General features: G+C 60.3%; 11 protein-coding genes and 2 rRNA genes. 11 read left to right on the plus strand and 2 right to left on the minus strand.

Annotated features, from left to right (window positions below; genetic code table 11):
* The 4 genes from BLU39_RS27800 to BLU39_RS27815 form a co-directional block, all read left to right on the plus strand.
* Positions 1-79 (plus strand): 23S ribosomal RNA (locus BLU39_RS27800); the annotation flags it as partial.
* Between the two features lie 138 nt (positions 80-217).
* Positions 218-330 (plus strand): 5S ribosomal RNA (gene rrf / locus BLU39_RS27805).
* 370 nt (positions 331-700) lie between these two features.
* Entirely contained in the window at positions 701-1,186 is a 486-nt protein-coding gene (gene pedF, locus BLU39_RS27810) for a cytochrome c-550 PedF (protein WP_035824926.1), read from the plus strand.
* Positions 1,187-1,211: 25 nt separating this feature from the next.
* The gene (locus BLU39_RS27815) at positions 1,212-2,045 is read left to right on the plus strand and encodes a substrate-binding periplasmic protein (RefSeq protein WP_092719645.1); all 834 of its coding nucleotides are present in this window, start codon (positions 1,212-1,214) and stop codon (positions 2,043-2,045) included.
* 54 nt (positions 2,046-2,099) lie between these two features.
* Here the strand turns inward: BLU39_RS27815 and BLU39_RS27820 are convergent, their stop codons facing one another.
* Positions 2,100-4,238 carry a TonB-dependent receptor family protein gene (locus tag BLU39_RS27820; RefSeq protein WP_092719647.1) on the minus strand — a complete coding sequence of 713 codons (2,139 nt, stop codon included), beginning with the start codon at positions 4,236-4,238 and terminating at the stop codon, positions 2,100-2,102.
* A gap of 204 nt (positions 4,239-4,442) precedes the next feature.
* Between BLU39_RS27820 and BLU39_RS27825 the strand changes: the two genes are divergently transcribed.
* The 7 genes from BLU39_RS27825 (at position 4,443) to BLU39_RS27855 (ending at position 14,013) form a co-directional block, all read left to right on the plus strand.
* Positions 4,443-5,399: a beta-propeller fold lactonase family protein gene (locus BLU39_RS27825; protein WP_092719650.1), complete on the plus strand. Its 957-nt coding sequence runs from the start codon at positions 4,443-4,445 to the stop codon at positions 5,397-5,399.
* A 252-nt stretch (positions 5,400-5,651) separates the two neighbouring features.
* Positions 5,652-7,172: an aldehyde dehydrogenase gene (adh, locus tag BLU39_RS27830; protein ID WP_092719653.1), complete on the plus strand. Its 1,521-nt coding sequence runs from the start codon at positions 5,652-5,654 to the stop codon at positions 7,170-7,172.
* Positions 7,173-7,227: 55 nt separating this feature from the next.
* On the plus strand, positions 7,228-7,617 hold the full coding sequence (locus BLU39_RS27835) for a DUF779 domain-containing protein (protein ID WP_092719656.1): 390 nt from the start codon (positions 7,228-7,230) through the stop codon (positions 7,615-7,617).
* A 51-nt stretch (positions 7,618-7,668) separates the two neighbouring features.
* Positions 7,669-9,405 carry a PQQ-dependent methanol/ethanol family dehydrogenase gene (locus tag BLU39_RS27840; RefSeq protein WP_269800041.1) on the plus strand — a complete coding sequence of 579 codons (1,737 nt, stop codon included), beginning with the start codon at positions 7,669-7,671 and terminating at the stop codon, positions 9,403-9,405.
* Between the two features lie 287 nt (positions 9,406-9,692).
* A complete protein-coding gene (locus tag BLU39_RS27845; RefSeq protein ID WP_092719662.1) occupies positions 9,693-10,853 on the plus strand; it encodes a porin in 1,161 nt (386 codons plus the stop codon).
* Between the two features lie 57 nt (positions 10,854-10,910).
* The gene (locus BLU39_RS27850) at positions 10,911-13,013 is read left to right on the plus strand and encodes a 4Fe-4S binding protein (RefSeq protein ID WP_254789081.1); all 2,103 of its coding nucleotides are present in this window, start codon (positions 10,911-10,913) and stop codon (positions 13,011-13,013) included.
* The gene (locus BLU39_RS27855) at positions 13,003-14,013 is read left to right on the plus strand and encodes an FAD:protein FMN transferase (RefSeq protein WP_092719668.1); all 1,011 of its coding nucleotides are present in this window, start codon (positions 13,003-13,005) and stop codon (positions 14,011-14,013) included. The genes BLU39_RS27850 and BLU39_RS27855 overlap by 11 nt, the downstream gene beginning before the upstream one ends.
* A 1-nt stretch (position 14,014) precedes the next feature.
* On the opposite strand, the gene BLU39_RS27860 is transcribed toward BLU39_RS27855, so the two are convergent.
* The gene (locus tag BLU39_RS27860; protein WP_254789082.1) at positions 14,015-16,003 is read right to left on the minus strand and encodes a sigma-54-dependent Fis family transcriptional regulator; all 1,989 of its coding nucleotides are present in this window, start codon (positions 16,001-16,003) and stop codon (positions 14,015-14,017) included.
* Positions 16,004-16,623: the final 620 nt, after the last annotated feature.

The following is a 16,623-nucleotide window of genomic DNA, read 5'->3' on the forward strand; positions in this document are numbered from 1 at the left end:
AGGACGTTGATAGGCTGGGTGTGGAAGTGCAGTAATGCATTAAGCTAACCAGTACTAATTGCCCGTACGGCTTGTCCCTATAACCTTAGCAGGTACAGAGGATAAGACGGTACAACGTTGTGAGTTTGTTGATACTACCAGTCATTACCCCGATCTTTGCTTCTTCCAGATTCAGGCTTTGTCGCTCCACCGAGGACAAATGCCAGTACAAGTTATGCCTGATGACCATAGCAAGTTGGTCCCACCCCTTCCCATCCCGAACAGGACCGTGAAACAACTTTGCGCCGATGATAGTGCTGCAACCAGTGTGAAAGTAGGTTATCGTCAGGCTTGTTATTCTAAAAAACCCCTTCCGGTGATCCGGTTGGGGTTTTTTTTCGTCTGCTGGTTTTGTCAGGCGCCGCGAGTGGTGTCGGCTTACGCGCGTTGCGCTAAGCCGACCTACGGTCAGCCCTCCTCGTCCGTTGGCAATGACCTTTGCGTGAGCGGCATGGAGGGTCTGTCCCCGGTCGTTCAGGTGTTGGGTTTTATCGACTCACGTCTTCCCTGTTCATGCCTGCCGCTGCCTGATGCGCGCGGTGACACAACTGGGTGTTGCAGCTGTTCCAAATTGATACATGGGTGGCCGGATGCGGGGCAAATACGCATGGCATGGCATTTGCTCTTCTTGGGTATTGACTAAAAAACCAAGGAGACCAGCATGACCTATTCCATTCGTACCCTGCTCGGCGTGGCGGCCGCCGGCGCCGTCGCCCTCACTTCCCTGCTGACCTTGCCGCATGCCTATGCGCATGGCAACGTCACGCCGCAAGGCGTCGACACCACAGGCTTGCCCAAGGTGGGCGACAAGTGGCTCGAGCAAAACCCGTATCGGGGCAACAAGCTGGCTCTGACGGTCGGCACCTCGGCCTACAACCAGAATTGCGCCCGCTGCCACGGCATCGAAGCCATCTCGGGCGGCATCGCGCCGGACTTGCGCCAGCTGGACCGCGATTGCTTCGGTATCAAGAATGAGACAAAGAAACAGGCTTGCTACAAGGAGACGGACAATTACTACCTGACCACCATCCGTCACGGTAAAGTGCGCAATGGCGCCGTGTACATGCCGCCGTTCGAAGGCGTGTTCAACCAGGAAGCCATGTGGGCCATCAAGACCTATCTGGAAACGCGCCGCGAATCCAACTAAGCCACACTGATCACGAAGGAGTCCCATGCGTTCATTTCAACTCCGGGGCGTGCGCGCGATGATCTCGCTCGCTTGCCTGGCGCTGTGCGCAGCCGCGCCGGCGCATGCCGACTGGCAGAAGGTGCAGCAGTCGGGCAGCCTGAAAGTGGCTGTGTACAACGAATTCGCGCCGTTTTCCGACAAGGGAGTCGGCATCGATATCGACATCGCCGAAGCGCTGGCGAAAAAGCTGGGGCTGAAACTGAGCTTGCTGCCATTTCCCGCCGGTGAAAACCTCAACGATGACTTGCGCAATATGGTGTGGAAGGGGCATTACCTCGGTTATGGTCCCGCGGACGTGATGCTGCATGTGCCAGTCGACAAGCAGTTGATGGCCGATAACGACAAGGTCGAGATCTTCGCGCCGTATTACGTGGAAACCGTGCGCCTGGCGCGCAGCGCGCAAGCCGTGCCGCAATTCGACGGCGTCGCCTCGCTGGCAGGCAAGCGTATCGGCGTGGAAAAGGTGTCGATCGCGGCCATGCTGATGCTGGGCGAAGACAATGGCAAGTACCGCGACGACGTGCGCATCTTCGACACGGCGGCCGAAGCCTTGCAGCAATTGCAGGCGGGGCAGCTTGACGCCGTGCTGGCCAACCGTTCGGAAATCGAGTCCGTGCTGAAAAGCGATCCTGCTTTCCCCATGAGCGAAGTGGCGTTCGCCCGCTTGCCCCGTGCCGGCTGGGCCGTGGGCCTGGCCGTCAGCCGCCAGCAGCTCGACGTGGCAAAATTGCTGCAGGCAGCCATGAACGAGATGGCGGCCAGCGGCGAATTGAAAACCATTTTTGAGAAATATGGCGTGAAGGCAGCGCGGCCCTAACTAGCCATGCTGGATAGCGAAGCCCGCGTATCGGAAGATACGCGGGCTTTGTTATTAGAACGAGTATTGCGCGCTGACACCCAGCAGCCAGTTACGTCCCGGCGCCGCTTCATAGTAGCGCTTGTTGCTGTCGCCGACGATGACGGAACCCACGTAGGTTTTGTCGAAAAGATTGTTCAGGCGGGCAAATTCCTTGAAGCGCCAGTTCCCCACGTTTTGCTTGGCGTTGAAGCGCGCATTGAACACCGTATAGCCGGGCGCCGGCTTTTCGCTGTTGCTGTCTTCCGCGTAGACCTGCTTGCTGGCCACGCTTTCCAGCGCCGCGCCAAAGCGGTCGAGCGTGTCTTTCCAGGCCAGTTCCGCGAACAGGTTGGCGCTAGGCACGCCCGGCAAACGGCTGCCTTCGCGCACGGCGCCGAACGCCTGGTCATACACGGCGTGCAGGCTGGTCAGCGCCACTTTTGTCGTGAAACCATATGGCAGGCTGGATTCGAGCGACACTTCCATACCCTGGCGCAAGGTCTTACCCGCATTGCGGTAGCTGGTACGCCCGCCGCTGGAACTGTCGACCACCAGCTCGTCGTTGGTCTTGATCTGGAACACGGCCGCATTGACGTGCGTGTTGTGGTTGATCCTCGCCTTGATGCCCGCTTCCAGGTTGGTGCTGGTGGCCGGTTTCAGCTGGTAATTGAAGCCGCCGCCCGTGCCCGAGTAAAACAGTTCATTCAGGGTGGGCGCTTCGAAACCGCGGGCGGCGCTGGCGTACACATTGACGTCCGGCGTCAGTTTGTACAGCAAGCCCAGCACCGGTGTCGTGTGGCTGAACTCCAGGCTGCCGCTGTCGTTCCCATTGCCGAGATAGCGGTCGTTGACCAACACTTTCATCTTGCTGTAGCGCACACCTGCGCTGAGCAGCCACGCTCCGCTTTGCCATTCCGTCTGGATATACGGATCGAGGCTGGAGACGACATCCTGCTCGTCGCGGCGCAGCTTGCCTTTCACGCCAAAGGTATTGCCGATGTAATTTTCATAGCCGGTGCGGTCATCGCTGGAGCGGCCGTAATCGATGCCGATGGTGGTGCTCAGCTTGCCGCCGGCCAGCTGGTTCACGTGCAGCCAGTTGGTGTCGATGCCGTAGAACTCGCGCTGGAAGTCGACCACGCCGCCCGAATGGCTGGCCGGCGCCTGGAAACCCTTGGTAAATGCCTGGTATTGGATCACGTCGCGGTTGCCGCCGTAGGCCGTCACGTGCAGGCGGTCGTCGCCGAACGACTGTTCATAGGTGGCGCCGATTTGCTGGTGGTCGATGCTCTTGCGGGTGTTGTAGCGCTCGGCCAGGGTGCGCTTCGGGTTTTGCGTATCCGTCGTGTCGATTTCTCCCGCGCGCGGATCGCGGGCAAACGTGGCCCAGGAGGCGCCCAGCGGATCTTGCGTATTGCCCTGGTGCAGGCTGTTGGCGACGATGGTCAGCTTGCTGTCATTCGTCGGCTTGACGGTGATCTTGCCGAACGCCTGTTCGCGCGTGGCGGCGCTGTGGTCGCGGAAACCGTCGGTGCGGAAGCGCGAGCCGTCGAGCACGTAGCCGATACCGCCTGCCTGGCCTTGGGCCGAGAGGTCGACCTTGCTGGTGCCAAAGCTGCCGCCCGTCACGTTCAGCTCGACGGATGGGGGATTTTGCCCATCCTTGGAAAACAGCTGGATCACGCCGCCCGAGTGGTTGCCATAGATGGCGGAGAACGGTCCGCGCAGCACTTCGATGCGCTCGGCCGTATCGAGGTTGAAGGTGGCGGCCTGACCCTGGCCGTCCGGCATGCTGGCGGGAATGCCGTCGCTGATCAGCTTGACGCCGCGCACACCAAAGGCCGAACGGGCGCCGAAGCCGCGCGACGAGATTTGCAAGTCTTGCGCGTAGTTCTGGCGGTTTTGCACCACCAGACCCGGCACGGCGGCCAGCGCTTCTGACGCGTTGACGCGGATCTGGCCATCCTGGATGCGGGCGCTGTCGACGACGTCGATCGAGGCCGGCACTTCCTGGCTGGGATGGGCGATGCGGCTGCCGCTGACGACCACCGTATCCATGAGTTGCCCGTTGGCCGGGGCAGCTGCCTCGGCGGCGAAAGCGTGGGGGGCGAGGGTGGCGCTGCCGGCGACAAACAGGCTGGCGATGGTGTTCAGGCGGAAACGGTGCTGCATGCGGATTCTCCAATGTGAATAAAAGCCTGCTTTGGTCGCGTGCGCGGCGCAGGTCTGCATCGTTGTATCAAGCAATATGCCTGCCATGTCTCCATTGGTGGGCTGAAATTATACGCGTGTCAGTGGCACGGCGTTTGCATACAGCAATGTTCAGATGCGCCGATGCCGCGCGCTTTTCCTGTGTTTTGCCATCGAAAGGTGATTATGCCCAACTTCTTCTCGCGCTTGCGCCAGGTGTGCTGGCTGCTGCCTGCGCTCGCCAGCAGCGCCCTCCAGGCTGCTCCATTTGCCTATGTTCCCAATGAAAAATCGGGCACCTTGAGCGTGATCGACACGGCGACCGACCAGGTCGTGCGCCAGATTGCAGCCGGCAAGCGTCCGCGCGGCATCGCCGCCGACCCCACCGGGCGGCAATTGTTTGTCACGGATGCGGCCAGCAGCGCCTTGTTGCTGATCGATAACGCTGGCGGCACGCCCCTGCGCACGGTAGCCCTGGGCAAGTCGCCCGAAGGCGTCAGCGCCTCGCAAGACGGTCATTACGTGGCCGTGGCCGTCGAGGAAAACAATAGCGTGGCCTTGCTCGATGGCCAGACGGGCAGCTTGCTCGCCGATATCAAGGTGCAGGGGCGCAACCCGGAACACGCCGTCTTCAGCCCCGACGGGCGCTGGCTGCTGGTCAGCGCGGAAGAGGCTGAACAAGTCGACGTCATCGACGTGGCGCAACGCCGCCAGGTGGCGTCCATCGCCGTGGGACTGCGTCCGCGCGGCATCGGCTTCAGCCCGGACTCGGGCCGCGCCTACGTGGCGTGCGAACTGGTCAATGCCGTCTACGTGATCGACATGGCCGCGCGCAAGGCGATTGCCACCATTCCCGCTGGAAAAAATGCCAATGGCATCGTGGTCCATCCCGGCGGCAAGCAAGTGTATGTCTCGAATGGCACGGACGGCACGGTAATGGTGATCGATACGGCCAGCAACAAGGTGACGGCCACCATTCCCGTCGGAAAGCGCCCATGGAACATGGCCATCACGCCAGACGGCGCCAAGCTGTACGTGGCCAATGGTCGCTCGAACAGCGTGTCCGTCATCGACACGGCCAGCGCGCGCAAGGTAGCCGATATTGCAGTGGGTGAGTTGCCATGGGGCGTGGTGATTCGCTAGTGGCACAGGAACAGGTGTTCCAGTCTGGTACACCTGTTCCATTGTGCAGCGGCTCAAGCCCGGACATGCGCTGAAAAGCACACCGGTATTGACGCCACGCCCTTGTAACGAGGGGAAAAGCGGCTAAGTTTGTAGTGGGATGGCGAGCTGGCACGGCATTTGCGGAAGACTCCGTGTACTCACCCCATCTGTACCAGGACGTTTGATTTTAATTACAGTAATTCCATTCTAATTAACCCGATAGAGGACGACATGAATCTCGCAGACATCAGCAAACTGGGCGTAGCCAATCCTTTCAAACAACGCTATGACAATTACATTGGCGGCAAATTCGTTGCCCCAGTAAAAGGTGAATACTTTCCTAACATCACGCCGATCACGGGCTTGCCGTTTTGCGAAATCGCCCGCTCCACGGTGGAAGACGTCGAGCTGGCCTTGGACGCCGCTCATGCCGCCAAGGATGCCTGGGGCAAGACTTCGCCTGCCGAGCGCGCCAATATCCTGAACCGCATCGCCGACCGCATCGAACAGAACCTGAGCCTGATCGCCACGGCGGAAACCATCGACAACGGCAAGCCCATCCGCGAAACGATGAATGCCGACATTCCGCTGGCCATCGACCATTTCCGCTACTTTGCCGGCTGCATCCGCGCGCAGGAAGGTTCCGTCGCGCAAATCGACGCGGAAACCTATGCCTACCACTACCATGAGCCGCTCGGTGTCGTGGGCCAGATCATTCCGTGGAACTTCCCGATTCTGATGGCCGTGTGGAAACTGGCGCCAGCCTTGGCCGCCGGCAATTGCGTCGTCTTGAAACCGGCCGAGCAGACACCGGCTTCCATCATGGTGTTGATCGAGCTGATCGGCGACTTGCTGCCGCCGGGCGTGCTGAACATCATCAACGGTTTCGGCCTGGAAGCGGGCAAGCCGCTGGCCTCGAGCAAGCGCATCGCCAAGATCGCCTTCACGGGCGAAACGGGCACGGGCCGCTTGATCATGGGCTACGCCGCGCAAAACCTGATTCCCGTCACCCTGGAGTTGGGCGGCAAGTCGCCGAACATCTTCTTTGAAGACGTGATGGATGCGGACGACGAGTATTTCGACAAGTGCCTGGAAGGTTTTGCCATGTTTGCGCTGAATCAGGGCGAAGTGTGCACCTGCCCATCGCGCGTGCTGATCCAGGAATCGATCTACGAGAAATTCATCGAACGGGCCCTCAAGCGCGTGGCTGCCATCAAGCAGGGCAACCCGCTCGACTCGTCCACCATGATCGGTGCGCAGGCATCGCAGGAGCAGCTGGAGAAAATCCTGTCCTACCTCGACATCGGCCGCCAGGAAGGCGCCGAAGTGCTGGCCGGCGGCGAGCGCAACACGCAGGCAGGTGACCTGGAAGGCGGCTACTACGTGCGTCCGACCGTGTTCAAGGGCAACAACAAGATGCGCATCTTCCAGGAAGAGATTTTCGGGCCGGTCGTGTCCGTGACCACCTTCAAGGATGAGGCCGACGCGCTGGCGATTGCCAACGATACCTTGTACGGCCTGGGCGCCGGCCTGTGGACGCGCGACGGCTCGCGCGCCTTCCGCATGGGGCGCGCCATCCAGGCGGGCCGCGTGTGGACCAATTGCTACCACCTGTATCCGGCCCACGCCGCGTTCGGCGGCTACAAGCAATCGGGTATCGGCCGCGAAAACCACAAGATGATGCTCGACCATTACCAGCAAACGAAGAACTTGCTGGTGAGCTATAGCCCGAAAGCGCTGGGCTTCTTCTAAACCGGCAACAGGCGCCGCGCCTGTTGTCCGGGCGCGGCGCACAGAAAGGGATGCCATGAGTGCAGCAATTGCCCGGGTGGTCGCCACCGATGCGGCGCTGGAATTGATGGACAAGTTGCGCCAGCGTCATGGTCCGCTGATGTTTTTCCAGTCGGGCGGTTGCTGTGACGGCAGTACGCCCATGTGTTATGCGCTGGGCGAGTTCGATGTCAGCGACACCGACATCTATCTCGGCAATTTGAATGGCACACCGTTCTACATGGGACTCGAGCAATTCGAGTACTGGGAGCATACCCAGTTGATTATCGATGTGGTCGATGGCAATGGCGGCATGTTTTCACTCGACAACGGCACGGGCAAGCGCTTCTTGACGCGCTCGCGCCTGTTCACCGATGAAGAGTGCGCCTTGCTGCATGCCCAGCCGCATGAGCACCGCAAGACTTGATACACACACATACTAATAAAACAGAGGGAGATGATTGTGCAGAAAAAAATCATGGGGATACTCGTCGGTTTGGGTTTGGCATCGCTGGCCCAGGCGGCCGATGTGGGCAATGTCACCACCGCCATGCTCGACAGCACGGCAAAGAATCCGTCCAGCGTCCTGTCGTTCGGCATGGGCACGCAGGGCCAGCGTTATTCGCCGCTGACGCAGATCAATGACAAGACCGTGGCCAAGCTGGTGCCGGCCTGGTCGTTCTCGTTTGGTGGTGAAAAACAGCGGGGCCAGGAATCGCAGCCGCTGATTCACAACGGCAAGATGTTCGTCACGGCATCGTATTCGCGCATCTTCGCCGTCGACTTGAAAACGGGCGCCAAGCTGTGGAAATATGAGCATCGCTTGCCAGACGGCATCATGCCCTGCTGCGACGTCGTCAACCGTGGTGCGGCCCTGTACGGCAACCTGGTGATCTTCGGCACGCTCGACGCCTACCTGGTGGCGCTGGACCAGAATACGGGCAAGATCGTCTGGAAGGAAAAAGTCGACGACTATGCGGCTGGCTACTCGATGACGGCCGCACCGCTGATCGCCGAAGGCTTGCTGCTGACGGGCGTGTCGGGCGGTGAATTCGGCATCGTCGGTCGGGTCGAAGCGCGCAACCCGATGACGGGCGACCTCGTGTGGAGCCGTCCGACGGTAGAGGGTCACATGGGCCACCGCTACGACAAGGATGGCAAGGCCATCGACAACGGCATTTCGGGAACGGTAAACAAGACTTGGCCGGGCGACCTGTGGAAAACGGGCGGCGCCTCGACGTGGATGGGCGGCACCTACGATCCGCAAACCAAGCTCGCGTATTTTGGCACGGGCAATCCGGCGCCGTGGAACAGCCATTTGCGTCCCGGCGACAATCTGTACTCGTCGTCCACCGTGGCGCTGGACGTGAAAACGGGGCAAATCAAATGGGCGTATCAAAACACGCCGAACGATGCCTGGGATTTCGACGGCGCCAACGAATTCGTCACCTTCGACATGGATGGCAAGCGCTACGGCGGCAAGGCCGACCGCAACGGTTTCTTTTATGTGATCGACGCCAACACGGGCAAGCTGCAGAACGCCTTTCCGTTTGTGAAGAAAATCACCTGGGCCAGCAGCATCGACCTGAAGACGGGCCGGCCGAACTACATCGCTGCCGGCCGCCCTGGCGATCCGACCAAGGGCGAGGAGGGCAAGAAGGGGAGTACCGTGTTTGCCGCGCCCGCTTTCCTCGGCGCCAAAAACCAGATGCCGATGGCGTACTCGCCGCAAACCAAGCTGTTCTACGTGCCGGCGAACGAGTGGGGCATGGATATCTGGAACGAGCCGATCAGCTACAAGAAGGGCGGTGCGTTCCTCGGCGCAGGTTTCACCATCAAGCCCTTGTTTGACGACTACATCGGCGCCATGCGCGCCGTCGATCCGAAGACGGGCAAGATCGTCTGGGAAATCAAGAACAACGCGCCGCTGTGGGGTGGCGTGATGAGCACGGCCGGCAATCTGGTGTTCTACGGCACGCCGGAAGGTTTCCTGAAAGCCGTCGACGCGAAGACGGGCAAGGAGCTGTGGAAATTCCAGACGGGCTCCGGCGTCGTGGCGCCGCCCGTCACCTGGCAGGATGGCGATACGCAATATGTGGCCGTCGTATCCGGCTGGGGTGGCGCGGTGCCGCTGTGGGGCGGCGAAGTGGCGAAGAAGGTCAACTTCCTGGAACAGGGCGGTTCCGTGTGGGTCTTCAAGCTGGCATCGAAGTAACGGGGTGAAGCGCCCGGGCCACACGGATGGGTGTCTCCCTGTCCGCCGGGTGCTTTCTTTTTGCTGACGGCCCAGGCCGTCAGTTTTTTGTTTACCTCGATGGCCGATACGCATACTTGCGGTCAAAAAATGAACACTATCAGTGGCGATTGATCCGCCGCTGCACACGTTGAATATGCTTTTTTCCTTTCTCCCTCTGAGGCTTGCTGGGCACGCTTATTGCCAAAGCTTGAGGTACATCAATCACTGGTGTGCACACTAAAAACAGAGAAGAAAGAGGAGAAGAAATGAACACATGGATCAAGCTGGGGAGCCTCGGTGTCATGACTATCGCAGCGGTGGGACAGGCGCAAGCCGTCGATATCAAGGCTGGCGACTGGACCGTGTCGGTGGGCGGCATCGTCAACGCCTACTACACGCAGGTGTCGTGTTCGGGCGATGCGGTGGGCGGGCTGGCGCTGGGCGGCCAGGCGCTCGGCTGCGGCGGAGAGAAGGACCGCACCACCATCGGCAATGGCTTGTTGCCCAACGGCTTGATCACGTCGGCAAGCTCGCGCCTGGGCGAGTACGACGTGAAAGCCTTGATCGGCATCTACAACTCGACGGCCACGGACAGCGCCATCAGCCAGAACAGCGTCGTCGACGTGCGCCAGGCCTTTTTTACGTTTGGCAATGAGAACATGGGCACCTTCAAGCTGGGGCGCGACTACGGCATCTTCGGCGCGAATGCGATCCTGTCCGACATGACTTTGCTGGGCTCGGGCGCGCCCGTGCAGGCCACGCAGCGGGGACGGGTGACCCTGGGCCATATCGGTGCCGGCTATACCTATCTGGGCAACTATGGACAGATCATGTACAGCTCGCCAAAGTCGGGCGGCGTTGGCGTCGACGTGGCACTGGTCAGCCCCGTCTCCGATACGCCCATCGTGGCAGGCTCGACCTATTCTTCGAAGTCGAGTCCGCAAGTGCAGGCGCAGCTCACGTATGCGCAGGAAGGCTTGAAGGCGTGGCTGGGCGTGAAGTCGCAAAAATTCACGTCGAAGACGCCAGGTGTCGATGACCTGACCATGCGCGGCGTGGAAGTGGGCGGTTCGTACCAGATGGGTCCGGCTGGCGTGCTGGTCAACTTCCAGGGCGGCAAGGGCCTGGGCATCTTGTCCGATGCGGACCAGGGCGATACCAAGTCGAAGAACTGGCTGCTGCAAGGCACGTATAAAACGACGGACAAGCTGAAGCTGGGCTTGTCCTACGGCATCAGCAAGAACGACGACAACACGGCCGGCACGGGCGGCTTGAAGTCGAACGCCAACCTGACCCTGGGCGCGTATTACTCGCTCAACAGTGCGATCACCCTGGTAGGCGAGCTGGGCCAGACGCGCTCGAAAGGCTTTGCCGGCGGCGAGGCGAAGATGAATGGCGTGTCCCTGGGCGGCATTATTTTCTTCTAACTCAACAACGCGGCGCCTTGGAACAGGGCGCCGCACGGAGCACCATGCATGCGGATAATGCGCTTGTTCATAGCCTGCTGGCTATTCCTGTTTATCCTGGGACAGGCTTGGGCCGGTGTGCTGACCAAGGCCGAGCTGGCACGGCGCTTTCCCGCGCCCATCGTCGTGGGCGACAAGGAGGCCGACTTGCCTGTCTGGCCCCTGTTCCGCCAGAACGCCACGGCGACCGAACTGGTCGGCTACGTGTTTGAATCGGTGGACCTGGCACCCATACCCGGCTTTTCCGGCGTGCCCGTCAATCTGCTGATCGCCATTGATCCGAAAGGCAGTTTTCTCGACGTCGCCGTACTGTCGCAGCACGAGCCCGTGTTTCTCGACGGCTTAGGCGAAGCGCCCCTGTTTCAGTTCGTCAAGCAGTACCAGGGCTTGTCGCTGAAACAGAATATCGCCATCGACGCCAGGACGAAACGCGCGCCGGATGCGAGCCACGCCGATATCGATGGCGTATCAAAAGCCACGGCCTCCGTGCGCATCATCAACCAGAGCGTGCTGGCCTCGGCCTTGAAAGTGTCGCGCAAAAAACTCGGTTTTGCGCAAGGCCGCGACCCGGACCAGATCGCCCGCATCCGCATGGAGGTATTCGAGAAACTCGGCGTGGCGCAGATGCTCGAACAGGGCTTGATCCAGCATGTACGCCTGAGCAACAAGGAGGTGGAAGCCTTGTTTGCGGGCAGTCCCGGAGCCGGACTCGAACCGGAAGCCACGCGCGACACGGACGGCGTGTTCATCGACCTGTACCTGGCGTACGTCTCAGTTCCCACGGTGGGGCGCAACCTGTTGGCGGAACGCAGCTGGAATAAATTGCGCAACCGGCTCGACGAGGGCGACCATGCCATCCTCGTCATGTCGCGCGGGCGCTATGGCGTGCTGGGCGACGATTTCGTGCGCGGTACCGTGCCGGACCGCTTGTTGCTGAAGCAGGATGGCTTGCCCATCGACATGCGCGACCTGGACCTGGAACTGAGCTTGTCCGATGCGGGGCCACTGCCGACGGAAAGTGTCGCCGTATTTCGCATTATCAGCCAGGCAGGGCTCGATGCTGCCAGCCCGCTGGCGTTCACGCTGCCCATCACGCGCAGCAAGGGCATCGTGTATCCGGAACGCATCGTGCGTAACGTGGATTTCAATTACCGCTTGCCGGCCAAGTTCTATACGGCGCCGCAGGGAGACGATGCCAGTTGGCGCGGCACGTGGAGGGGGCGCAAGGTCGAGTTGCTGCTATTGGTGGCCGGGCTGGCGCTGCTGGCCGGCGCCTTGTTCTGGCAGAAACGCATGGTGCGCGATGGTCGCCAATTTGCCTGGTTCCGCCGCCTGTTTCTGATATTTACGATAGGCTTCATCGGCTATTACGCGCAGGGGCAGTTATCGATCGTCAATATCACGGGCGTCATCCAAGCGCTGCTGGCGGGGCGCAGTCTGGGCTTTTTCCTGTTCGATCCGATGACGGTGATCCTGTGGGCGTTCGTGCTGCTCAGCCTGCTGATCTGGGGGCGTGGCACGTTTTGCGGCTGGCTGTGCCCGTTTGGAGCGCTGCAGGAATTCACGGGCAAGCTGGGCCAGTGGCTGCGCTTGCCTCAGTGGAAGATCAAGTCGCGCCTCGACGGGCGCTTGAAATGGATCAAGTATGGCTTGCTGGCGGCCATTCTCGGCAGCAGCCTGTTGTCCAGCCAGATCACGGACAAGCTGGTCGAGCTGGAACCGTTCAAGACGGCCATCACCCTGAATTTCGTGCGCGCCTGGCCGTTTGTTGCGTATGCCGTGGGTTTGCTGCTGCTCAGCAGCGTTTCCTATAAATTCTTTTGCCGCTATCTGTGCCCATTCGGTGCGGCGCTGGCGCTGCTGGGACGGTTTCGCTTGTTCAACTGGATTCCCCGTCGCAAGGAATGCGGCACGCCGTGCCAGACTTGCCGCCACCGCTGCGAGCATCACGCCATCGCGCCGAGCGGGAAAGTCGATTATGGCGAATGTTTCCAGTGCATGGATTGCGTGGTGATTTACGCCAGCGATGAAAAATGCGCGCCCTTGATGCTGGAAATCAAGCGTGCCCGCACCATTCCCATTGTCCGGGCCACGGCTGAGGAGAGCAGCAATGCAGCGTAGAACGTTTATTTCCGCAGCGATAGGCAGCGTGGCCGGCATGGCGGGCTTGTCTTTGCCGGGCAGCATGGCGCGCGGCACGGCCACGGCCTCCGGTGTGCGATCTTATCAAGGCGCAGCGCTGGCGTTTGGCACGACGATCGCCGTTACCGTGTTGCACCACGATCAGCGCCAGGCTGAGCTGGCTATTGAAGACGCCTTGCACGCGGCCAGGAATATCGACCGCCTGATGAGCATTTACAGTCCCGCCAGCCAAGTCTTCCAGCTGAACCGTGATGGTCGCCTGGCCCGGCCGGACGCCCATCTGCTGGCGGTGCTGGCGCAGGCGCAAGCCTTGTCGCAATGGAGCGATGGGGCATTTGATATCACCGTGCAACCTTTATGGCAGCTGTTTCACGCGGCGGCAGACCAGGCCGGCTTGCCTGCGGAAGCATTGCGGCGCGAAGCGCAGGCGCGGGTCGGCTGGCGGCAACTGGTGTGGGACAGGCGCGAAGTGCGTTTCCTGCAAGCGGGCATGGCGCTGACCTTGAATGGCCTGGCGCAAGGTTATGCGGCCGACATGGCGCTGGCTGCCGTGCAGGCGCGCGGCATACGGCACGCGTTGCTGGACACGGGCGAATTCGTTGCGCGCGGGCAGCGTTCCGTGCGCCGGCCGTGGACCCTGGGCATCCAGGACCCGCGCGACGCAGAAATCCTCGCGGCCACCTTGAAAGTGGAAGGGCGCAGCGTGGCCACGTCCGGCGATTACGAATGTACGTTCACGCCGGACTTCGTGCATCACCACATCTTCGACCCTTCGAAGGGCGATTCGCCGCGTGAACTGGCCAGCGTGACGGTGCTGGCGCCCACGGGCTTGCTGGCCGATGGCTTGTCGACGACCTTCATGGTGACGGGCGCGGCGCGTGCGCATGCGATGGCCGCGCGGATGGATGGGGTCGACTTGATGACCATCGACAAGCAGGGCCGGCGTCAGATGTCGCCCGGCTTTTCCCGTCTGCTCTAGGCTATTTCAGATGCGGCACTTTGCGATAGATCGTGTTGCGCGATACGCCCAGGGCACGTGCCGTGGCCGAGACGTTGCCGCCGTGGGCATCGAGCGACTTGAGGATGACGCTCTGTTCCATCTCTTCCAGGTTGGCGCCGGCCGCGATCATGCGGTCCGTGCTGGCGCTGGCGGCAGTCGCTTGCGTCATTTCAATATCGTCGAGAAAATCATCGGGCATGTGGCGCAAACAGATTTCATGCTCGTCGCCTGCCATCACGATGGCCGTGCGCAACAGGTTCGTCAACTGACGGAAGTTGCCGGGCCATTTATGTTGCTGGAACATGCGCAGGATGTCGGGTGCCACTGTGTAGCGCGTGTCGGGCGCCTCCGTCGCGAGGATTTTTTTCACGACTGTGTCCAGGTCCGTGCGCTCGCGCAATGGTGGAAGTTTGACCACCAGGCCATTCAGGCGATAATACAAGTCTTCGCGGAACAGTCCCTTGGCCATGCGTTCGCGCAAGTTGTGATTCGTGGCGCAAATGAGTTCCACATTGACGGTGATCGATTTGCTGCTGCCCAGCGGCGTGACCATGCGTTCCTGCAGCACGCGCAACAGCCGCGCCTGCAAGCCAAAAGGCATGTCGCCGATTTCATCGAGGAACAGGGTGCCGCCATTCGCCTGCAAAATCTTGCCGAGCGCTCCCTTCTTGCGTGCACCCGTAAATGCCCCGTCTTCATAGCCGAACAGTTCGGATTCGATCAGGGTTTCCGGAATCGACGCACAGTTGACGGCGATAAACGGTCCCATGGCCCGTGGAGAATCGTTATGGATGGCTTGTGCCAGCAATTCCTTGCCCGTGCCCGTTTCGCCCATGACGAGGATGGGGATGTCGCGTCCCAATACCTTGTTGACCTTTTCGATCACCAGTTCCAGTTGCGGGTCGCCCGTGCGCAGGTAGCGCAGGCCTGACAGGCGGCGCGCCGCGTTGGCCGCATGGCTGGCCGGCGCGGGAACCTGGGCCGGGGCGGCGTTGATGTCGTTATGGTCGGTGCTGGCAGTAAAGCCGTGCTGGAAGACGCTATTGGACAAACGCAACTGCGCGCGCCCATATACGCGCACGCCGCTGTGCATGCACAGGTTCAGCAAACCGGGCGAGGCCGTGCGGTAATGGTCGTACAGGGCAGACACGGGCAAGCCGAACAGGGAGCTGAACGTGTGCGATTGCAGCGCGGCAAATGACAAGCCCAGCTGAAACAATCCATTCTTGTTGGCCGATAAGAACCGCCCACCCGGCGTGAACGAGGCGATGCCTTCCATCAAGGTGCCGATGAATTCGGGACGTGCGTGGAAGTGTACGGTGATGGCGTCTTCGAAGGTGGCGGAAAACAGCTGATTTTCGATCATCAAGGCCGACATGCGGACTAGGGCCATCGTATGCTTGTGGAAACTTCGCTGGTCGCTCGAGACATCGAGCACGCCGATGACATTGCCCCGGTGGTCCGTAATGGGCGCCGCGGAGCACGTGAGGAAATGATTGGCAGCCAGGTAATGCTGGTCCGCATGGACCAAAGTCGGTACTTTTTCCGTGATGGCCGTGCCGATGGCATTCGTGCCGCGGCTTTGTTCCGACCATGCCACACCCGGCTGCAGGGCCACACGGTTGGCTTTCTCCAGGAAATCATCATCGCCCAGCGAATGCACGATGACGCCGTTGGCATCCGTCAAGATCACCATATTGTGGGTGTTGACGATTTGCTGGTACAGGGTTTCCATGGCCGGCAGCGCGTGCGTGTGCAGCAAGCGGTTTTGCTCGATCAGCAAGGACAGGTCGGATTTGCCGGCCGGCGTAAAGTCGGGCGTGGCCGTGGGCGACAGGCCAAAAGCGACTGAGCGCTGATGGGAAGTTTCGATGATGACGGGAACGTTGTCCTGTCCTGCTGGTGTGGTGTTCGCGTCCGCGATGGACGAAAACGGTGCGCTACGGTAAGTAGCTGACGGTTGATACATGATCTCGTTGCCTCCGTTGGGCCCTGTACTGCGGCGCTCTTTTGAATATCGAGAGTGTTCCATAATGTAGCACCTGTCACAGATGGGAGCAAAGCAAAGCGAACCGGGCTATCCCCAGTGTTGCTGCCAGGCCCAGAGTTGCTCTCATCAATGGACAGTGCCTATGTCTGCATAAGCAAGTGCGGTGCCAGGGAGCGTTTCGCAGGGCGGAAAAATAGCCCTTGCAGGGCGCGCGGGGCAGGGCTATAATTCGCCCCCTCGCTGAACGACGCATGCAAATGCCGAGTAAAGCAGGGTGAAAAAAGAAGGAGTTGACGGACGTAGCAAATTGCTTCATACTCTTCCTTCTTCGCAGCTGACAAACACAACGCTTTGTCGATAGCGCGAAAGTAGCACCGAATACAGTTCTTTAACAATTAACAGTCGATAAGTGTGGGCATTTGATGTAAGTGCAGCGTCAATCTTCGGATTGGCGTCTAACTTAAAATATCAAATGTTCACAAGAAATAATGAAATAGGATACTTCTTCGGAAGTAGCCTGTCAGTTTTTTGAGTGAGCGACCCGTCGCAAGACGGTGCCAATAAAATGGCAAAGTAACAGAGATTAAACTGAAGAGTTT

The organism is Janthinobacterium sp. OK676 (assembly GCF_900103595.1).
In the GTDB taxonomy this organism is placed as follows: domain Bacteria; phylum Pseudomonadota; class Gammaproteobacteria; order Burkholderiales; family Burkholderiaceae_D; genus Janthinobacterium.

Coding starts and splice junctions, on each gene's coding strand:
- pedF (WP_035824926.1), top strand. CDS start 701: ATGACCTATTCCATTCGTACCCTGCTCGGCGTGGCGGCCGCCGGCGCC.
- BLU39_RS27815 (WP_092719645.1), top strand. CDS start 1,212: ATGCGTTCATTTCAACTCCGGGGCGTGCGCGCGATGATCTCGCTCGCT.
- BLU39_RS27820 (WP_092719647.1), bottom strand. CDS start 4,238: ATGCAGCACCGTTTCCGCCTGAACACCATCGCCAGCCTGTTTGTCGCC.
- BLU39_RS27825 (WP_092719650.1), top strand. CDS start 4,443: ATGCCCAACTTCTTCTCGCGCTTGCGCCAGGTGTGCTGGCTGCTGCCT.
- adh (WP_092719653.1), top strand. CDS start 5,652: ATGAATCTCGCAGACATCAGCAAACTGGGCGTAGCCAATCCTTTCAAA.
- BLU39_RS27835 (WP_092719656.1), top strand. CDS start 7,228: ATGAGTGCAGCAATTGCCCGGGTGGTCGCCACCGATGCGGCGCTGGAA.
- BLU39_RS27840 (WP_269800041.1), top strand. CDS start 7,669: ATGGGGATACTCGTCGGTTTGGGTTTGGCATCGCTGGCCCAGGCGGCC.
- BLU39_RS27845 (WP_092719662.1), top strand. CDS start 9,693: ATGAACACATGGATCAAGCTGGGGAGCCTCGGTGTCATGACTATCGCA.
- BLU39_RS27850 (WP_254789081.1), top strand. CDS start 10,911: ATGCGCTTGTTCATAGCCTGCTGGCTATTCCTGTTTATCCTGGGACAG.
- BLU39_RS27855 (WP_092719668.1), top strand. CDS start 13,003: ATGCAGCGTAGAACGTTTATTTCCGCAGCGATAGGCAGCGTGGCCGGC.
- BLU39_RS27860 (WP_254789082.1), bottom strand. CDS start 16,003: ATGTATCAACCGTCAGCTACTTACCGTAGCGCACCGTTTTCGTCCATC.